The sequence below is a fragment of the Kitasatospora sp. NPDC032757 genome, assembly GCF_055579305.1.
This window is the reverse complement of sequence record NZ_JBVINN010000023.1, coordinates 69451-86577: the sequence shown is the minus strand read 5'-3', so window position 1 is coordinate 86577 and position 17127 is coordinate 69451. Positions and strand designations below refer to the sequence as shown.

Below are 17127 nucleotides of genomic sequence, written 5' to 3'. Positions count from 1 at the left end.
GCCCGCCCCGGGTGGGCTACCCCAGCAGCCGGCGCAGTGCGAGCCCGTCCGGGGCTGCGGCGGTGAGCAGCGCGGCGTCCGGGTCGGGCAGCGTGAGCAGGGCGGCGTCGCCCCCGGCGGGCCGCCCGGGCGGTGGCGGCGGCGGGTGGCCGACGGTGAGCCGCTGTCCGGTGGCCCGGTGGCCGCCGAGGACGGCGGGGCCGTCCCAGCCGGGGGCGCCGGGGCCGAGGTCGGTCTGCTGGTCGAGCAGGAGCCGGCCGGCGCGGCGGACGGTGAGCCGGGAGGTGAGCCGGCCGGGGGCGGCGCCACGGGCCCAGTCGTGGTGGCGGCCGAGGATCTGTTCCTCGCGGTGGCGCAGCCGGGCGCCGGCGGCGAGGGTGATCCGGGTGTGCAGGACGAGGTGGCTGCCGCTCGCGGCGACGACGGGTTCGGGCCGCCAGTCGAGCCGGGCGCCCTCCCCCACCGTCAGCGCGATGTCGTAGAACGCGGGCCCGGGCCCGGGCAGGCTGATGGTGGCGGCCGCGCTGGTGACGGTGAGCGCGGCGCCGTCGGCGAGTTCGACGGCGAGGGCGAGCCGGTCGCCGCCGAGCGGTGCGGCCATCGAGCCGACGAGCACCACGTGGGCGGCGCCGTCGTCGTCCCGGGTGCGGCGGGGGGCGAGCGGGCCGGCGCCGGAGAGGACGGGCAGAGCGGTGGTGCCCCGCCCGTCCGGCTCGGCGAGGATGCGGGCCCGCGCGAGGACTGCGGCCGTCACCGGGCCTCGCGCCGGTCGGTCGCGTGCTGCGCGGCCTGGCGCGGGTCGGCCCCGTGCTGCGCGGCCTCACCCGGGTCGGCCTCGTACTGCGTGGTCTCGCGCTGCGCGGCCTCGCGCCAGGCCGCGAGCTTCTCCCGGACCCAGGCGGCGACGGGCGCCACGCCGTCGGCGGAGGTGAGCGAGCAGAAGACGGTGGGCAGCTCGCCGCGCTGGGCGGCGGCGTCGCGGGCCATCACGCCGAGGTCGGCGCCGACCAGCGGGGCCAGGTCGGTCTTGTTGATCACCAGCAGGTCGGAGGTGGAGACGCCGGGGCCGCCCTTGCGCGGGATCTTGTCGCCGCCGGAGACGTCGATGACGAAGATCTGGTGGTCGACCAGCCCGCGGCTGAAGGTGGCGGTGAGGTTGTCGCCGCCGGACTCCACGAGGACGAGGTCGAGCGGGCCGACGGCGTCCTCCAGCTCCTCGACGGCCTCCAGGTTGGCGGAGATGTCGTCGCGGATGGCGGTGTGCGGGCAGCAGCCGGTCTCGACCGCGCTGATCCGCTCGGGCGGCAGGACGGCGTTGCGGAGCAGGAACTCGGCGTCCTCGGTGGTGTAGATGTCGTTGGTGACGACGGCCAGCGACAGTTCCTCGCGCAGCAGGCGGCAGAGGGCGGCGACGGTGGCGGTCTTGCCGGAGCCTACCGGCCCGCCGAGGCCGATCCGCAGGGCGCGGCGGCGGCCGTCGGCGGCGAGGGCGGCGGCGTACGTGTGGCGGACGGGTGCGTCGACGGGGTCGACGTGGTCACGATGCAAAGAGACGGACCTTCCAGGAGTGGTGCTCTTCGGCGTAGACGTCGAGCAGCGGGGCGGAGGCGGCCGGCAGCGCGTCCGGGTCGCCGCGCAGCGCCGCACCCAGGGCCTCGCCGGCGACGGCGTCGAGCTGCGGCGCGAGGCGGGCGAGCGCGGCGGCGACCTCGTACGGGTCGAGGCCGAGCAGCCGCACGCATGCCGTGGCCGGCCCGTTGACGCTCTCGTACACGGCGGCGGAGGCCGCCTGGGCGGGGGTGAGCCCGGCGGCCAGTGCGGCGGTGCCGAGCACCACCGGCTGGTGCGCGCCGCGCGGGAACCCGCCGGCGAGCCGGTCGAGTCGGTCGTGCGGCCAGGCGGCGCGGGCGGCCCTGAGCAGCTGGCGGCCGAGCCGGCGACTGGTGGCGCGCAGGGCCGGCGACGGGGTGCGGGCCTCGGCGGCCGCGTCCAGGACGACGATGTCCTGTCCGGCGGCGGCCGCGGCGGCCAGGGCGGCGGCGACCAGGCCGGTGGTGTGCAGCCGCCCGGTGAGGAAGGCCGCCATCGTGGCGCTGTCGTACACCCGCCCGGCCTTGACCGCCGCCTCGGCGCCGCCGGAGTGCGCGTGCCCGCCGGCGGGGAACCGGCCGTCGGCGAGCATCAGCAGGGCAGCGAGGGCCATCAGAAGAGGAAGTACCGCTGGGCGAGCGGCAGTTCGGTGGCCGGTTCGGGGGTGACGACCTCACCGTCGACGGTGACGGTGAAGGTGTCGGGGTCGACCCGGACGTCGGGGCGGGCGCTGTTGTTGACCATCTGCTCCTTGGTGACCCCGCGGGTGTTCCGGATCGCGGTGAACTCCTTTGCCACGCCGAGCTGTTCGGCCATCCGGGCGGGCAGGCCGTCGTCGATCGCGGCCTGCGCGGTGAAGTTGAGCGAGTTGGCCGCCGCCGAGCGCCCGGTGGCGCCGAACATCGGCCGCGGCAGCACCGGCTGGGGCGTGGGGATGGACGCGTTCGCGTCGCCCATCTGCGCCCAGGCGATCTGGCCGCCCTTGACGACCAGGTCGGGCTTGACCCCGAAGAAGGGCGGCGACCAGAGCACCAGGTCGGCGAGCTTGCCGGGTTCGACCGAGCCGATCTCGCCGTCCAGCCCCTGGGCGACGGCGGGGTTGATGGTGTACTTGGCGACATAGCGCCGGGCCCGGTGGTTGTCGGCGCGACCGTCCCCGGGCAGCGCGCCGCGCCGGGCCTTCATCACGTGGGCGGTCTGCCAGGTGCGCAGCACGACCTCGCCGATCCGGCCCATGGCCTGGGAGTCGGAGCTGATGATGGAGATGGCACCGAGGTCGTGCAGGACGTCCTCGGCCGCGATGGTGGAGGGCCGGATCCGGGACTCCGCGAACGCGAGGTCCTCGGGCACGTGCGGGCTGAGGTGGTGACAGACCATCAGCATGTCGAGGTGCTCGTCGACGGTGTTGACGGTGTGCGGCCTGGTCGGGTTGGTGGAGCTGGGCAGCACGTTGGCCTCGCTCACCACGGTGATGATGTCGGGCGCGTGACCGCCACCGGCGCCCTCGGTGTGGTAGGCGTGGATGCCCCGGCCGGCGATCGCGGCGAGGGTGTCGCCGACGAAGCCGGCCTCGTTCAGGGTGTCGGTGTGGAGGGCGAGCTGGGCACCGGTCCGGTCGCAGACCCGCAGGCAGGCGTCGATCACGGCCGGGGTGGCTCCCCAGTCCTCGTGGATCTTGAAGCCGAGCGCGCCGGCCCTCAGCTGGTCGTGCATCGACGTCTCGTTGACGGTGTTGCCCTTGCCGAGCAGTCCGAGGTTGACCGGCAGGCCGTCCATCGCCGCGAAGAGCCGGCCGAGGTGCCAGGCGCCCGGGGTAACGGTGGTGGCCTTGGTGCCCTCGGCGGGCCCGGTGCCGCCGCCGACCAGGGTGGTGACACCCGAGGCCAGTGCCTCGTCCACCAGCTGCGGGCAGATGAAGTGGACGTGGGTGTCGACGGCGCCGGCGGTGACGATCCTGCCGTTGCCGGCGATCACCTCGGTCTCCGGGCCGATCACCAGCCGGGGGTGGACGCCGTCCATGGTCTCGGGGTTGCCGGCCTTGCCGAGCGCGGTGATCCGGCCGTCCCGGATGCCGATGTCGGCCTTGACGACGCCCCAGTGGTCGAGCACCACGGCGCCGGTGATGACGGTGTCCGGGGCCCCTTCGGCGCGGCTGGTGCGGGCCTGGCCCATGGACTCGCGGATCACCTTGCCGCCGCCGAAGACGGCTTCGTCGCCGCCGCGGCTGCGGTCCTCCTCGACCTCGATCAGCAGGTTGGTGTCGCCGAGCCGGATCCGGTCGCCGGTGGTCGGGCCGTAGAGGTCGGCGTAGCGCTCGCGGGTGAGCCGGAGGGCGGGGCGGCCGGCCGTGAGGTGGTCAGTCATCGAGGGCTCCTGCCGTCTCGCCGCGCAGGCCGGCGACCTCGCGGCGGCCGGCGATCGGGACCAGCTGGACCTCGACCGGGATGCCCGGCTCGAAGCGGACGGCGGTGCCGGCGGGGATGTTGAGGCGCAGGCCGCGGGCGGCCGCGCGGTCGAACGCGAGTCCGGGGTTGGTCTCGGCGAAGTGGTAGTGCGAGCCGACCTGGACGGGCCGGTCGGCGCCGTTGAGGACGGTCAGCCGGGTCACGTCCAGCCCGAGGTTGAGAGCGATCTCGCCTTCTCCGTGGATGATCTGACCCGGCGTCATGCTTCCGCCGGCGCTCACTGGATGGGCCCGTGGACGGTGACGAGCTTGGTGCCGTCGGGGAAGGTCGCCTCGACCTGGACGTCCGGGATCATCTCGGGGATGCCCTCCATGACGTCGTCCCGCGTGAGCACCTTGCGGCCGGAGTCCATCAGCTCGGCGACGGTCCGGCCGTCGCGGGCACCTTCGAGGACGTGCGAGGTGATCAGTGCGACCGCCTCGGGGTGGTTGAGCCGCAGGCCGCGGCCCCGCCGGGAGCGGGCCACATCGGCGGCCACGTGGATGAGCAGGCGCTCCTGCTCGTGGGGGGTGAGTTTCATCTGCGCGCACCTTCGAGGGGAGGTAAGAGCGCGCGGACACGACGCTGTGCCGCGGTGGTGGCGCATACCGTAGCGGACGAACCACCCCTGGGGCAGGCCGCCCCACCAGCCCGGGCCGGCATCACTATGCAGTAGGCGCTATTTCTATAACCCTATGTGCCGTCCAGATTGCCAGATCTTGAGGCGAAGCTCAATTCCCGCTCAAGTACTGAACTTACTCATCAGTTATGTAACACATGTATGAACTGAATGCCCCCTACCTGCGAGGATGTCCGGCCAAGTAGGTAAACATTCAGTAATGAAATCTGTGCAGAGGCCTATGAATACGCCTACTGTGTGGCAACTCTCCGCGCTCCGATCGCCGGGGCCCCCACACCACAGAGAGATTTCGCATGGCATCCCTCAACCAGCTCTCCCCGCCGAGCACGGGTACCGACACCGGTACCCCCACTCACCGCTCGCTGCGCCGCGAGGTCGGACTGATCGGCCTCATGTGGGCCTCGGTCGGCTCGATCATCGGCTCCGGCTGGCTGTTCAGCGCGAAGAACGCCTCCATGGTCGCCGGCCCCGCCGCCCTCATCTCCTGGGGCATCGGCGCCATCGCGATCGCACTGCTGGCGTTCGTCCACGCCGAGCTCGGCGGACTCTTCCCCGTCGCGGGCGGCACCGCCCGCTACCCGCACTACGCCTTCGGCGGCCTGGCGGGGATGTCTTTCGGCTGGTTCTCGTGGCTCCAGGCGGCGACCGTGGCGCCGATCGAGGTCTTCGCCATGATCAACTACGCCACGCACTGGTCCTTCGCCGAGGGCCTGCAGCGGCCCGACGAGACGCTGACCACCAGCGGCCTCATCGTCGCCGTCTTCCTCATGGCCCTCTTCGTCGCCGTCAACTTCCTCGGCGTCAAGGTGCTGGCCCGCACCAACAGCATCACCACCTGGTTCAAGATCGCCGTGCCGCTGGCCACGATCTTCGTCCTGGCCATCACCAACTTCCACCCCGGCAACTTCACCGAGCACGGCTTCGCGCCGTTCGGGATCAAGGGTGTCCTGACCGCGATCAGCACCAGCGGCATCATCTTCGCCCTGCTCGGCTTCGAGCAGGCCCTGCAGATCTCCGGTGAGAGCCGCAACCCCAAGCGCGACATCCCGCGCGCCGTCATCGGCTCGGTCAGCATCGGCACCCTGATCTACGTGCTGCTGCAGGTGGTCTTCATCGCCGCGATCCCCGCGGCCAGCCTCGCCGGGGGCTGGGCCGGCCTGGACTTCGAGGGCATCAGCCGCCCGTTCGCCGGCCTCGCCATGACCGTCGGCCTCGGCTGGCTGGCCTACGTCCTCTACGTGGACGCCATCATCTCCCCCGGCGGCGCCGGCCTGATCTACACCACCTCCACCTCCCGCATCTCCTACGGCCTGAGCAAGAACGGCTACGCGCCGCAGGCCTTCGAGAAGGTGGACCGCAACGGCGTGCCGTACTTCGGCCTGATCATGTCCTTCGTCACCGGCGTGATCTGCTTCCTGCCGTTCCCCAGCTGGCACGAGCTGGTCGGCTTCATCACCTCCGCGAGCGTGCTGATGTACGCCGGCGCCCCGCTCGCCTTCGGCGCGCTGCGCCGCCGCCTGCCGAACCGGGAGCGCTCCTACCGCCTGCCCGGCGGTGCCGTCATCGCCCCGCTGTCCTTCGTGGTCGCCAGCCTGATCATCTACTGGTCCGGCTGGGAGACCCTGTACCGCCTGGGCTTCGCCATCCTGATCGGCTACCTGCTGCTCGGCGGCTACGCCGTCTACGCGATCCGCAAGGGCCTGCCGAACGCGCCGCGCCTGGACTGGCGGGCGGCCCAGTGGCTGCCGGCGTACCTGGTGGGTCTCGGCGTGATCTCCTGGCAGGGCACCTTCGGCGGCCAGGGCCACATTCCGATGTGGTGGGACATGGCCGTGGTCGCGGTCTTCGCCCTCGGCATCTACTACTGGGCGATCCGGGTCGCGCTGCCGGCCGACGTGATCGAGCGGAACGTCGAGGACATCGAGGTGGTCGACGCGGGCGGTCACTGACCCTCGGTCACACCACAGGACGGGCCCGCCGGTTCACCCCGGCGGGCCCGTCCCGTATCCCCGGCGCCCTACAGCTTCAGCACCGCGCGCAGCGCCGCCGTCACCGCCGCCTCCGGATCCGCCACCGCGCCCTCCGAGCGCCAGGCGACGAAGCCGTCCGGACGGACCAGCACCGCGCCGTCCGGGCGGACCCCGTGGAGCTCGGCGAAGTCCGCGCCGGGCTCGGGCGCCAGGTCGTCCTCGGCGCCCGTACCGATCCGGTAGGCGTCCAGCGGGACGGCCAGCCGGTCGGCCGCCCGCTGGGCGCCCTCGTGCCAGGCCGTGCCTTCGGGGCCGGTGAGCAGCACCATCGCCTGCTCGTACAGGTCGAGGGTGGAGAGCTTCACACCCGCCCGCAGCAGCCACTGGTGCGGCGCCCGGCTGCCGGGCTCGCCGGCCGACTCGAACTTCTCCGGCACCACCGCGCCCGCCGGATCCGCCCCGGCCACCGCACCCTCGGGGTAGCGGTAGCCGAGCGCCACCGCCAGCACGCCGGCCTGCCGGCCGATGCCCGGCACCACCGCGTACCCGGGGTGGCTGTGCTCGGCCGAGCGCGCCGAGGCACGCTCGCTCGTCACCTCGGCGACCGGACGGCGCTCCTGGCCGTACGTCTCCAGCAGCCCCGGCCCGGCCCAGCCGCCCAGCACCGCGGCCAGCTTCCAGGCCAGGTTGTGCGCGTCCTGGATGCCGGTGTTGGAGCCGAACGCGCCGGTCGGCGACATCTCGTGCGCGGCGTCCCCCGCGAGGAAGACCCGTCCGCCGGAGTACCGCTCGGCCACCCGTTCGGCCGCGTGCCAGGGCGCCTTCCCGGTGACCTCCACCTCCAGGTCGGACACGCCGACCGCCGCCCGGATGTGCCGGACGCACCGCTCGTCGGTGAACGCCTCCAGCGGCTCACCGCGCTCGGGGTGCCAGGGCGCGTGGAACACCCACTCCTCGTGGTTGTCCACCGGCAGCAGCGCGCCGTCGGCCTCCGGGTTGGTCAGGTAACAGGCGATGAAGTGCCGGTCGCCCACCGCCTCGGCCAGCCGCTTGGCCCGGAAGGTGATGCTGACGTTGTGGAACAGCTCGCCCTTGCCGGTCTGGCCGATGCCCAGCCGCTCCCGGGCCGGGCTGCGCGGGCCGTCCGCCGCGACCAGGTACTGCGCCCGGACGGTGCGCTCCTCGCCGGTCTCCCGGCTGCGCAGCAGCGCCGTCACCCCGTCGGCGTCCTGCTCGAAGGAGAGCAGCTCGGTGCTGAAGCGCAGGTCGCCGCCGAGCTCGCGGGCGGACCGCAGCAGCACCGGCTCCAGGTCGTTCTGGCTGCACAGGCACCATGCGCTCGGGCTGAACCGGGCCAGCCGGCCCCCCGGGTCGATCTCCCGGAACAGCCACTCCTGCTCCTCGCCGGTCAGCGAGGGGGTCTGGAGGATGCCGTGGTTCGCGGCGAGCACCGAGGCCGCCTCGCGGATCGCCTGCTCGATCCCGGCCACCCGGTACAGCTCCATCGTGCGGACGTTGTTGCCTCGGCCACGCGGGTGACGCGAGGTGTCGGCGTGCTTCTCGACCAGCAGGTGCCTGACACCCAGCCGGCCCAGGAAGAGTGAGGCCGACAGCCCGACCAGCGAGCCGCCGACGATCAGGACCGGCACCCGGTCGTCAACCTTCGGATTCATCAATTACTCCAGCCTGTACGGGAGTTCGCGGTCCGGCTTCGGGCTCGGCGCCGCCCTCGGCGGGGCACGCACACACGGCGGCCCCATCTCTCCATCCCCCGCCCCGGGGTCGTTCTGCCGCCCCTTCGCTCGGATGGCCCGCAAATCTCGCGCCACCCCGCGGGCTCCGCGCACGATCGACCTCAGGCCTGACGCCGATGCCCGGGCCGACCGCCACCGCACCGCCCTCCCCCGTCGGGCCCACCGGCCGGACACCGCCCCACGCGGCCGGACGCGGGCGCCCCAGAAGCAGAAAGTGGATCATGACGACTCTGTCCGAACCGCAGTCGCAACAGCAGGCCGAGACCGACACGCGGCTGCGCGTCATGCTGATGCTGGAGATCAAGGACGGCGCCCAGCAGCGCTTCCTCGACGTGTACGAGACGCTGCGCCACCAGGTGGCGTCCGTCCCCGGGCATGTCAGCGACCAGCTCTGCCAGTCGATCAACGACCCCCGGCAGTGGCTGATCACCAGTGAGTGGGAGGACCAGGAGACCTTCCTGGAGTGGGTCGACAGCCCGGCGCACCGCGAGATGGTCAAGCCGATGCACGGCTGCGTCAGCGACACCTTCCGCTCGCTGCGCTACTCCATCCTCCGGGAGACCTCCGCGGCCGGCGTCACCGGCACCCGCGCCCCGGCGGAGGTGCCGGCCGGCCTGCCGCGCACCACGCCGGCCGGGCACGTCGGCCCGCCGCAGGCCGCACCCGGCCCGGACGGGGTGACCCGGCACGCGCTGACCTTCACCGTGAAGCCCGGCAGCGAGCAGAAGGTGGCCCGGATCCTGTCCGGCTACACCTCCCCCAAGGCCGAGGTCGACGAGACCACCCGGCTGCGCCGCACCTCGCTGTTCATGCACGGCAACCGCGTCGTCCGGGCCGTCGAGGTGATCGGCAACCTCGGTGACGCACTGCGCCACGTCGCCATGCAGCCCGAGGTCCGGGCCGTCGAGGAGGCGATCAACCCGTACCTCGAGGAGGCCCGCCAGCTGGGCGACCCGCAGGCCGCGCGCGCCTTCTTCGCCAAGGCGGCGCTGCCCGCCGAGCACCAGGCGATCGCGGGCTCCCCCGTCTCCGGGCGGCTGCACCGGCACGCGGTGCTCTACCCGGTGAAGCCCGGCAACGGGCAGGCCGTCTCCGCGCTGCTGGCCGAGCACGACAACCTGGCCACCGCGGACCCGACCGGCCCGGTCGCCGCGTCCTTCGTCTTCCACCGGGAGGACGTCGTGGTCCGCCTGGTGGACCTGCGGGTACCCGCCGAGGCCGACCCGGCGGCGGCCCTCGGTGTCGCCGGCGAACGCGAGGCCACCGTCCTCGGCCGGCTCCTCGACCTCGGCGCCGACGGCGACCTTCGGACCGTCGCCGGACTCAGCGCCTTCCTCGCGGCCCGCGCGATGAACCCGGTCACCGACCGCAGTTCGCAGGAGGGCTGACGGGGCGCCGGCACGACGCCGCCGCCAGAAGAGCCGCCGGACCCCGCACCACCGCCGGACCAGATCCGGAACCGACACTCGGAGGAAGAAACCATGTCCACGCAGTACCCACGGATCGTGCACGTCGACGAGGCACCGGAGAACCGCCGGCGCGGCGGCGACCTGCGCGCCATGCTCACCCCCACCACCTGCGGCGCGACCAGCGGCTTCATGGGCCTGGCCATCGTGCAGCCCGGCGAGCGGATCGGCGAGCACTACCACCCGTACTCCGAGGAGTTCGTCTTCGTGGTGAGCGGCGACCTCGAGGTCGACCTGGACGGGGTCACCCGGGCGCTCAAGCCCAACCAGGGCCTGATGATCCCGATCGACATGCGCCACCGGTTCCGCAACGTGGGCGACACCGAGGCCCGGATGGTCTTCCACCTCGGCCCGCTCGCCCCCCGCCCGGAGCTGGGCCACGTCGACACCGAGGAGACCGAGGGGGCCGTCACCTCCGGCCCGCCGGAACACGCCAAGGTGGCTTCGTGACACGGCGCGTCGCCGTCACCGGGATCGGCGTGGTCGCACCCGGTGGCGTGGGCGTCCCCGCCTTCTGGCGGCTGCTCACCTCCGGCCGGACGGCGACCCGGGGCATCACGCTCTTCGACCCCACCGGGTTCCGGTCCCGGATCGCCGCCGAGTGCGACTTCGACCCGGCGGCGCACAGGCTGAGCCCCGAGGACGTCCAACGGGCCGACCGGTACGTGCAGTTCGCGATGGTGGCGGCGGACGAGGCGGTCGCCGACGCGGGTCTTGACCTCGCCGCGGAGGACCCGTGGCGGATCGGCGTCTCGCTCGGCACCGCCGTCGGCGGCACCACCCGGCTGGAGCACGACTACGCCCTGGTCAGCGCCGGCGGCGCCCGCTGGGACGTCGACCACCGCCGGGCCGAACCGCAGCTGCACCGGGCCTTCGCGCCGTCCACGCTGGCCTCCGCGGTCGCCGAGCGCACCGGCGCACACGGCCCGGTGCAGACCGTCTCCACCGGCTGCACCTCCGGGCTGGACGCGATCGGTTACGCCTTCCAGGCGGTCGAGGAGGGGCGCGCCGACATCTGCATCGCCGGCGCCTCCGACTCGCCGATCTCGCCGATCACCGTCGCCTGCTTCGACGCCATCAAGGCCACCAGCGAACGCAACGACGACCCGGAGCACGCCTCCCGCCCCTTCGACGCCCACCGGGACGGCTTCGTGCTCGGCGAGGGCGGCGCCGTCCTGGTGCTGGAGGAGCTGGAACACGCCCGCCGGCGCGGCGCCCGGATCTACGGCGAGATCGGCGGCTTCGCCACCTTCGGCAACGCCTACCACATGACCGGCCTCACCCAGGAGGGGCTGGAGATGTCCCGGGCGATCGACGACGCGCTCGACCACGCCCGGGTGAACCGCACCGACGTCGACTACGTCAACGCGCACGGCTCGGGCACCAAGCAGAACGACCGGCACGAAACGGCGGCCGTCAAGCGCTCGCTCGGCGGGCACGCGTACGAGACGCCGATGAGCTCGATCAAGTCGATGGTCGGGCACTCGCTCGGCGCGATCGGCGCGATCGAGGTGGTCGCGTGCACCCTCGCACTGGCCCACGGCGTGGTACCGCCGACCGCCAACTACGAGACTCCGGACCCGGAGTGCGACCTCGACTACGTGCCGCGCACCGCGCGCGAGCTGCCGCTCCGTCACATCCTGTCGGTCGGCAGCGGATTCGGCGGATTCCAGTCCGCCGTCGTGCTCAACAGAACGGGGTGAGATCCATGACGTCACGTCAACAGGAACGCCGGGCGGTGGTCACCGGCCTCGGCGTGGTGGCGCCGAACGGCGTTGGTGCCGACGCCTTCTGGAAGGCCACCAGGCAGGGCGTGAGCGTCCTCGACCGGATATCCCGCGAGGGCTGCGCCGACCTCCCGCTGCGCATCGCGGGCCAGGTCCGGGACTTCGACCCGCAGTCCGTGATCGACAGCCGCTACCTGGTACAGACCGACCGCTTCACGCACTACGCGATGGCCGCCGCCGACCTGGCGGTGGCGGACGCCGGCTTCACCCCCGACCCCGAACAGCCGTACGCGGTGGGTGTGGTGACCGCGGCCGGCTCCGGCGGCGGCGAGTTCGGCCAGCGCGAGCTGCAGCAACTCTGGGGCCAGGGGCCACAGTTCGTCGGACCGTACCAGTCCATCGCATGGTTCTACGCGGCCAGCACCGGCCAGGTCTCGATCCGCGGCGGCTACAAGGGCCCGTGCGGTGTGGTCGCCAGCGACGAGGCCGGCGGCCTGGACGCCCTCGCACACGCGGCCCGCGCGATCGAGCGCGGCACCGACGCGGTGGTGGCCGGCGCCGCCGAGGCACCGCTGGCGCCCTACTCGATGGTCTGCCAGCTCGGATACCCCGAGCTCAGCCTCTCCGAGGAGCCCCACCGGGCCTACCTGCCGTTCTCCGCGGACGCCAACGGCTTCGCCCCCGCCGAGGGCGGCGCGATGCTGCTGCTGGAGGACGAGCGGACGGCACGCCGGCGCGGCGCCACCGTCCGGGCCCACATCGCCGGGCACGGCGCCACCTTCACCGGCGCCTCCCGCTGGGAGGAGTCCCGGGAGGGGCTGGCCGCGGCGATCCGGATCGCGCTCGACCAGGCCCGGATCGCCCCCGAGGAGGTCGACGTGGTCTTCGCCGACGCCCTGGGCGTCCCGGCCGCCGACCGCGCCGAGGCGCTCGCCCTGGCCGACGCACTCGGCCCCTACGCCGAACGCGTCCCGGTGACCGCGCCCAAGGCGGGCACCGGGCGGGCCTACTGCGGGGCGCCGCTGCTCGACGTGGCGGCGGCCGTACTCGCCATGGAGGACGGAGTGGTGCCGCCCACCCCCAACGTCACCGAGGTCTGCCACGACCTCGCCCTGGTGACCGGCCGCGCCCGCCCGGCCGAGCTGCGCACCGCACTGGTGCTCAGCCGCGGGCTGATGGGCTCCAACGCCGCGCTGCTGCTCCGGCGCGACGACCGGGCCTGACCGACAACCCCTATTTGGCTCACCTAGAAGGGACTTCCCGTGAGCATCACCCTCAGCCACCCCGAACTGGCCGCGCTGATCCAGGCCCGGGCCGGTGTCGCGATCGACCCGATCGAGTTGGAACGCCCCGGTGTCAGCTTCGACGAGTTCGGCGTGGACTCCCTCGGTCTGCTCGGCGTGGTCGGCGAACTGGAGAACCGGCACGGCGTCAAGGTCACCAACGGTGCGGAGTCGGCCAAGACCCCGGCCGAATTCCTGGAACTGGTGAACGCCGCGTTCACCGCGAAGGCCGGTGCCTGAGATGCCTGGACACACGGACAACGAGATCGTCATCGCCGCGCCGCTCGACCTGGTCTGGGAGATCACCAACGACCTGGAGAACTGGCCGCAGCTGTTCAGCGAGTACGCCTCCGTCGAGGTGCTGGAGCGGGACGGCGACAGCGTGCGCTTCCGGCTCACCATGCACCCCGACGAGAACGGCCAGATCTGGAGCTGGGTCTCCGAGCGCACCACCGACCGGGCCTCGCTCGCGGTGCGCGCCCGCCGGGTCGAGCCCGGGCCGTTCGAGTTCATGGACATCCGCTGGGAGTACGCGGAGGTCCCGGCCGGCACCAAGATGCGCTGGGTCCAGGACTTCGCGATGAAGCCCACCGCCCCGGTCGACGACGACGGCATGGTCAACCACATCAACCGCAACTCGCGCATCCAGATGCAGCTGATCCGCGAGAAGGTCGAGAAGCAGGCCGGGGAGGTGTGAGCCGGATGCACCGCGCACTGATCGTCGCCCGGATGAAGCCGGACGCCGCCCCGGGCATCGCCGACGTGTTCGCCGAGTCCGACCGCGGTGAACTGCCGCACCTGATCGGCGTCACCGGCCGCAGCCTCTTCCAGTTCGGCGACGTCTACCTGCACCTGATCGAGGCCGACCGCCCGCCGGGCCCGGCCGTCGCGCAGGTCGCCGGCCACCCGGAGTTCCGGGCGGTCAGCGACGCCCTCACCGCCTACGTCCAGGCGTACGACCCGGCCACCTGGCGGGAGCCCAAGGACGCCATGGCGCGTGAGTTCTACCGCTGGGAGCGTGGCGGCCTCAACTGAGCCGCGCCCCGGACCGCACGGTGCCCCGCAGGAAGGGTGGGTTCTACTGATCCCCGCAACACCCTGGAGTTCAGGGGTTGCGGGGATCATGGATTTTGAGGCGCTGAAGACGAGGTTCTTCGGGGCGTACGTCGGGCCGTGCCTCAGGGGCGTGCGGCGGGGCGTACGTCAGGCCGTGCCGAGGGTGGCGTCCGGGGTACGGCCCGCCTGGGCCTGCTCGACGCGCTGGACCAGCAGCGCGGCGAGCCGCCTGGTGGCCGCGGGGTCGACCGGGCCGCCCTCGGTGGTCACCGTCGCGACCACCGTGCCGGAGCGCAGCACGATGGCGACGCCGTCCCGGCCGGCCAGATCGCCCTGGAAGGCGCGGCTCTCGCTCCCCAGCGCAGCCAGCCCGACCGCGTGGTACTTGCTGCCGTCGGCGTACCCCGCGTACGTCTCCGCGAGCTTGTCCTTGGCCGCCGCCTTGCTCGGGAGGGTCTCGATCCCGAAGCGCGCGGTCACCTCGCCGGAGGAGAAGCGGGCCGACCCGCTGAGCGGCTTGCCGCTGCACGACCCGGCGCCGGTGCAGGTGGTGGCGTGGTCGGCGGTGTCCACCCGGCGCTTCTCCTCCTCCCAGCCGGTCATGGCCTTCTGGTCCGGCATCAGCTGGAGCAGGAGCTTGTCGTCGAGCAGCAGCGTGTCGGAGTCCGCCCCGGCGGGCTGCGCGGCCCCGCCGCCGGAGGCGCCCGCTCCCCCGCCCGGAGCCGGCGTGCCCGGCGTGCCCGGCGCGGGCGAGCCGGAGGTACCGGCCGCGGCGCCGGAGGCTGCGGACGTCGCGCCGCCGGCCGCCGCCTGGTCCCCGGCACCGGCCGGGCTCGCCCCGGGGCTCGCCGGAGCGGTCGTGGCCGCTCCCGCGGTCGCACCCGCCGCCGGGCTCGCGCTGCCCTTCGCCGTGTCGTGGGAGGTCTTCGACCCCCCGGAGCCACAGGCCGCCAGCACGCCCAGCAGAACCCCCGTCGCCGCCACCGCGGCAACCTTCCGACCGACCGTGCTCATCGACCGCTCCCTCTCGTGTCAGTGGACCATCAAGATAGACGCGGCAGGTCGCGGCCGGTTCCCCGGGGTGGTCACCGGGGAGAAGGGGCTACCCCCGGGCCCCTGGCGCACCCGCAGCACCCGGCGCACCCGGCGCACCCGGCGCACCCGGCGCACCCGGCGGGAGGGTCTCGACCCCGGTCACCCGGCTGATCCGGGTCGGCTCGATCAGCACCACCACCCGCCGCTCGCCGGGGATCCTCCACTCGTAGCGCTCCGCCCCGAGGTAGACCCCGGCCAGCCGGTCCATGTTCCGGTCCGCCTCCTCCCCCTCGACGAACCGGACCACCCGCCCGCGGATCTGCACCCGGTCGTACAGGTCGGCCGCGTCCGCGTGCGACAGGCAGACCCGGGGGTCGCGCCGCAGGTTGCGCTCCTTCACCCGCCCGACCGAGGTGTTGAACAGCACCAGGCCGCCTTCCGTCCCCACCCACATCGGGCTGACGTGCGGCGACCCGTCGGCGTTGACCGTGGCGACGAACCAGATGTGCCCCGCCTCGATCCGCGCCCGGACGTCCTTCGAGATCTCGACCATGCGCCAAGCCTGCCCGCGCGCGCCCGGATCCACGCCGGCCTTCGCCCGTCGGGACGGCGGGCCCGCGGCCCGGGTCCATACCCGATTCACCCGGATCGCCGGGGCAGCCGGGTGAACACGCCAAGGAGTCCACTCGAAGGGGCGCACAACCACCGCCGTCACCCCCCTGCTCCGGTGGCAGCGGCCGCCGGGGTGGTTGACGGTGGATCAGGCGCACCACTCCGCGAGTCCCCTTGCCCGACGACGTGTCGGCTGTCGCGGGCCGCGCCGGAAGGATCACCATCATGCGTTCTGCACGCACGCTTCTCGCCGGGGCCGTCGTCGCCGCCGCCGCCCTCACCGTCGGCGCCCCGGCCGCCTTCGCCGACGGCTCCGACAAGAACCTCACCTGGCAGGAGAAGCAGGACAAGTCCGCCAGCCCCGACAGCCAGAAGACCTGGGACGAGAAGCAGGACAAGTCGGCCAGCCCCGACAGCCAGAAGAGCTGGGAGGAGAAGGACAAGGGCTCCTCCTCGGGCGAGGAGCACAAGGCCGACGAGAAGACCCCGCACGGTGGCGTGCACACCGGCGGCGGCGGCCTGGCGCTGTCCGGCGGCGGCCTCGGGGCCGGCGCCGTCCTGCTGCTGGGCGGTCTCGGAGCCGGCGCGATCGCGCTGCGCAAGGGCCGTCGCGCCACCGGAGCCGCGATCTGACCTGCGTCGCCGCGTCAGGCGCCGCCCGTCACCTCCCGTCGCCTCCCCGCCGTGGCCGCCGCTCCGTGCGCCGGCCACGGCGGGGGCACGCGGGGCGGTCCTCCGGCGGCGGTGCCACCGCTGGGCCGACTTGAAGCCGAGTCGCCGTTGAAGCCGGGTCGGCGCTGAAGGCCGAGTCGCCGTGAAGGCCGAGGAGTGGAGTCATGACCGGTCTGGTCCCTGGTACGTCCCGGCTGCTGCGCGCGGGTATGGGCGCGGCGGCGGCCGGTCTGCTGCTCATCTACAACTCGGTGGACGCCGCACCCTCGGCCGAGCCTCCGCCGGGCCAGGCCGCTCCCCCGGCGGCCACCGCCGGCGCGTCCCCCGGCGCCGCGTCCGCCTCACCGGCGGCCTCCCCGGCACCGGCCAAGCCGTCCGGGCCGGCGCTGAAGCGGTCCGTTCCGACCCGGCTGCGGATCCCGCAGATCGCCGTGGACGCACCGTTCACCGAGTTGACGCTGAACCCGGCCGGGCAGCTCAACGCGCCGCCGCCGGAGAACCAGAACCTCGTCGGCTGGTACCGCGACGGCGTCACCCCCGGCGAGCGCGGCAGCGCCGTGGTGGCCGGGCACGTGGACACCACCAAGGGCCCGGCGGTGTTCCTGCTGCTCAGCCTGATGCTGCCGGGCAACAAGGTCGAGGTGCAGCGGGCGGACGGCACGGTCGCCGTCTTCACGGTCGACTCGGTGGAGACCTTCGCCAAGAGCGCCTTCCCCGACCAGAAGGTCTACGGGAAGACGCCGGATGCCCAGCTCCGACTGATCACCTGCGGCGGCACCTACGACAAGAAGCGCAAGGACTACCTGGACAACGTGGTGGTCTTCGCGCACCTGGAGTCCTCGCACAAGGCCTGAGCCGTCACGACGAGACCCCATCGC

General features: G+C 73.3%; 19 protein-coding genes. 10 read left to right on the top strand and 9 right to left on the bottom strand.

Translation table 11 applies throughout. The features are described from left to right. Positions 1–16: 16 nt before the first annotated feature. From ACZ5WK_RS24170 to ACZ5WK_RS24145, 6 genes are read right to left on the bottom strand one after another with little or no spacing between them, the layout of a single operon-like run. Positions 17–754 (bottom strand): urease accessory protein UreD, encoded by a 738-nt coding sequence (locus tag ACZ5WK_RS24170; RefSeq protein WP_465549952.1) that lies wholly within the window; start codon positions 752–754, stop codon positions 17–19. After that, the gene (gene ureG / locus ACZ5WK_RS24165; RefSeq protein WP_465549950.1) at positions 751–1548 is read right to left on the bottom strand and encodes an urease accessory protein UreG; all 798 of its coding nucleotides are present in this window, start codon (positions 1546–1548) and stop codon (positions 751–753) included. The genes ACZ5WK_RS24170 and ureG overlap by 4 nt, the downstream gene beginning before the upstream one ends. Continuing rightward, positions 1538–2203 carry an urease accessory protein UreF gene (locus ACZ5WK_RS24160; protein WP_465549948.1) on the bottom strand — a complete coding sequence of 222 codons (666 nt, stop codon included), beginning with the start codon at positions 2201–2203 and terminating at the stop codon, positions 1538–1540. The genes ureG and ACZ5WK_RS24160 overlap by 11 nt, the downstream gene beginning before the upstream one ends. After that, positions 2203–3954 carry an urease subunit alpha gene (locus tag ACZ5WK_RS24155; RefSeq protein ID WP_465549946.1) on the bottom strand — a complete coding sequence of 584 codons (1752 nt, stop codon included), beginning with the start codon at positions 3952–3954 and terminating at the stop codon, positions 2203–2205. The genes ACZ5WK_RS24160 and ACZ5WK_RS24155 overlap by 1 nt, the downstream gene beginning before the upstream one ends. Next, positions 3947–4258 carry an urease subunit beta gene (locus ACZ5WK_RS24150; RefSeq protein WP_465549944.1) on the bottom strand — a complete coding sequence of 104 codons (312 nt, stop codon included), beginning with the start codon at positions 4256–4258 and terminating at the stop codon, positions 3947–3949. Before ACZ5WK_RS24150 ends, ACZ5WK_RS24155 begins: the two co-directional genes overlap by 8 nt. Before the next feature lie 14 nt (positions 4259–4272). Then, positions 4273–4575 (bottom strand): urease subunit gamma, encoded by a 303-nt coding sequence (locus ACZ5WK_RS24145; RefSeq protein WP_465549942.1) that lies wholly within the window; start codon positions 4573–4575, stop codon positions 4273–4275. 392 nt (positions 4576–4967) lie between these two features. Between ACZ5WK_RS24145 and ACZ5WK_RS24140 the strand changes: the two genes are divergently transcribed. Further along, positions 4968–6623 (top strand): APC family permease, encoded by a 1656-nt coding sequence (locus ACZ5WK_RS24140; RefSeq protein WP_465549940.1) that lies wholly within the window; start codon positions 4968–4970, stop codon positions 6621–6623. Between the two features lie 68 nt (positions 6624–6691). Here the strand turns inward: ACZ5WK_RS24140 and ACZ5WK_RS24135 are convergent, their stop codons facing one another. After that, on the bottom strand, positions 6692–8317 hold the full coding sequence (locus ACZ5WK_RS24135) for an FAD-dependent oxidoreductase (protein ID WP_465549938.1): 1626 nt from the start codon (positions 8315–8317) through the stop codon (positions 6692–6694). A gap of 302 nt (positions 8318–8619) precedes the next feature. Between ACZ5WK_RS24135 and ACZ5WK_RS24130 the strand changes: the two genes are divergently transcribed. From ACZ5WK_RS24130 to ACZ5WK_RS24100, 7 genes are all read left to right on the top strand, one after another. Then, a complete protein-coding gene (locus ACZ5WK_RS24130) occupies positions 8620–9786 on the top strand; it encodes a SchA/CurD-like domain-containing protein (protein WP_465549936.1) in 1167 nt (388 codons plus the stop codon). A gap of 93 nt (positions 9787–9879) precedes the next feature. Next, positions 9880–10314 (top strand): cupin domain-containing protein, encoded by a 435-nt coding sequence (locus tag ACZ5WK_RS24125; protein WP_396322454.1) that lies wholly within the window; start codon positions 9880–9882, stop codon positions 10312–10314. Continuing rightward, positions 10311–11567: a beta-ketoacyl-[acyl-carrier-protein] synthase family protein gene (locus tag ACZ5WK_RS24120; RefSeq protein ID WP_465549934.1), complete on the top strand. Its 1257-nt coding sequence runs from the start codon at positions 10311–10313 to the stop codon at positions 11565–11567. Before ACZ5WK_RS24125 ends, ACZ5WK_RS24120 begins: the two co-directional genes overlap by 4 nt. A gap of 5 nt (positions 11568–11572) precedes the next feature. Then, positions 11573–12814 carry a beta-ketoacyl synthase N-terminal-like domain-containing protein gene (locus ACZ5WK_RS24115; RefSeq protein ID WP_465549932.1) on the top strand — a complete coding sequence of 414 codons (1242 nt, stop codon included), beginning with the start codon at positions 11573–11575 and terminating at the stop codon, positions 12812–12814. Positions 12815–12853: 39 nt separating this feature from the next. After that, positions 12854–13114 (top strand): acyl carrier protein, encoded by a 261-nt coding sequence (locus ACZ5WK_RS24110; RefSeq protein ID WP_396322457.1) that lies wholly within the window; start codon positions 12854–12856, stop codon positions 13112–13114. Between the two features lies 1 nt (position 13115). Next, positions 13116–13571: an SRPBCC family protein gene (locus ACZ5WK_RS24105; protein WP_396322458.1), complete on the top strand. Its 456-nt coding sequence runs from the start codon at positions 13116–13118 to the stop codon at positions 13569–13571. Positions 13572–13576: 5 nt separating this feature from the next. Continuing rightward, positions 13577–13909: a TcmI family type II polyketide cyclase gene (locus ACZ5WK_RS24100; protein ID WP_396322459.1), complete on the top strand. Its 333-nt coding sequence runs from the start codon at positions 13577–13579 to the stop codon at positions 13907–13909. A 168-nt stretch (positions 13910–14077) separates the two neighbouring features. On the opposite strand, the gene ACZ5WK_RS24095 is transcribed toward ACZ5WK_RS24100, so the two are convergent. Both ACZ5WK_RS24095 and ACZ5WK_RS24090 read right to left on the bottom strand, forming a co-directional pair. After that, the gene (locus ACZ5WK_RS24095; protein WP_465549929.1) at positions 14078–14944 is read right to left on the bottom strand and encodes a hypothetical protein; all 867 of its coding nucleotides are present in this window, start codon (positions 14942–14944) and stop codon (positions 14078–14080) included. Between the two features lie 88 nt (positions 14945–15032). Further along, entirely contained in the window at positions 15033–15518 is a 486-nt protein-coding gene (locus tag ACZ5WK_RS24090; RefSeq protein ID WP_465549927.1) for a PPOX class F420-dependent oxidoreductase, read from the bottom strand. Positions 15519–15802: 284 nt separating this feature from the next. Between ACZ5WK_RS24090 and ACZ5WK_RS24085 the strand changes: the two genes are divergently transcribed. Next, positions 15803–16210 carry a hypothetical protein gene (locus ACZ5WK_RS24085; RefSeq protein ID WP_465549925.1) on the top strand — a complete coding sequence of 136 codons (408 nt, stop codon included), beginning with the start codon at positions 15803–15805 and terminating at the stop codon, positions 16208–16210. 203 nt (positions 16211–16413) lie between these two features. Continuing rightward, positions 16414–17103: a class F sortase gene (locus tag ACZ5WK_RS24080; protein ID WP_465549923.1), complete on the top strand. Its 690-nt coding sequence runs from the start codon at positions 16414–16416 to the stop codon at positions 17101–17103. Positions 17104–17127: the final 24 nt, after the last annotated feature.

Bases quoted from the DNA above. Each gene is read 5' to 3' on its own strand.
- ACZ5WK_RS24160 (WP_465549948.1), bottom strand. From the start codon at position 2,203: ATGGCCCTCGCTGCCCTGCTGATGCTCGCCGACGGCCGGTTCCCCGCC.
- ACZ5WK_RS24155 (WP_465549946.1), bottom strand. From the start codon at position 3,954: ATGACTGACCACCTCACGGCCGGCCGCCCCGCCCTCCGGCTCACCCGC.
- ACZ5WK_RS24150 (WP_465549944.1), bottom strand. From the start codon at position 4,258: ATGACGCCGGGTCAGATCATCCACGGAGAAGGCGAGATCGCTCTCAAC.
- ACZ5WK_RS24145 (WP_465549942.1), bottom strand. From the start codon at position 4,575: ATGAAACTCACCCCCCACGAGCAGGAGCGCCTGCTCATCCACGTGGCC.
- ACZ5WK_RS24140 (WP_465549940.1), top strand. From the start codon at position 4,968: ATGGCATCCCTCAACCAGCTCTCCCCGCCGAGCACGGGTACCGACACC.
- ACZ5WK_RS24135 (WP_465549938.1), bottom strand. From the start codon at position 8,317: ATGAATCCGAAGGTTGACGACCGGGTGCCGGTCCTGATCGTCGGCGGC.
- ACZ5WK_RS24130 (WP_465549936.1), top strand. From the start codon at position 8,620: ATGACGACTCTGTCCGAACCGCAGTCGCAACAGCAGGCCGAGACCGAC.
- ACZ5WK_RS24125 (WP_396322454.1), top strand. From the start codon at position 9,880: ATGTCCACGCAGTACCCACGGATCGTGCACGTCGACGAGGCACCGGAG.
- ACZ5WK_RS24115 (WP_465549932.1), top strand. From the start codon at position 11,573: ATGACGTCACGTCAACAGGAACGCCGGGCGGTGGTCACCGGCCTCGGC.
- ACZ5WK_RS24105 (WP_396322458.1), top strand. From the start codon at position 13,116: ATGCCTGGACACACGGACAACGAGATCGTCATCGCCGCGCCGCTCGAC.
- ACZ5WK_RS24100 (WP_396322459.1), top strand. From the start codon at position 13,577: ATGCACCGCGCACTGATCGTCGCCCGGATGAAGCCGGACGCCGCCCCG.
- ACZ5WK_RS24095 (WP_465549929.1), bottom strand. From the start codon at position 14,944: ATGAGCACGGTCGGTCGGAAGGTTGCCGCGGTGGCGGCGACGGGGGTT.
- ACZ5WK_RS24090 (WP_465549927.1), bottom strand. From the start codon at position 15,518: ATGGTCGAGATCTCGAAGGACGTCCGGGCGCGGATCGAGGCGGGGCAC.
- ACZ5WK_RS24085 (WP_465549925.1), top strand. From the start codon at position 15,803: ATGCGTTCTGCACGCACGCTTCTCGCCGGGGCCGTCGTCGCCGCCGCC.
- ACZ5WK_RS24080 (WP_465549923.1), top strand. From the start codon at position 16,414: ATGACCGGTCTGGTCCCTGGTACGTCCCGGCTGCTGCGCGCGGGTATG.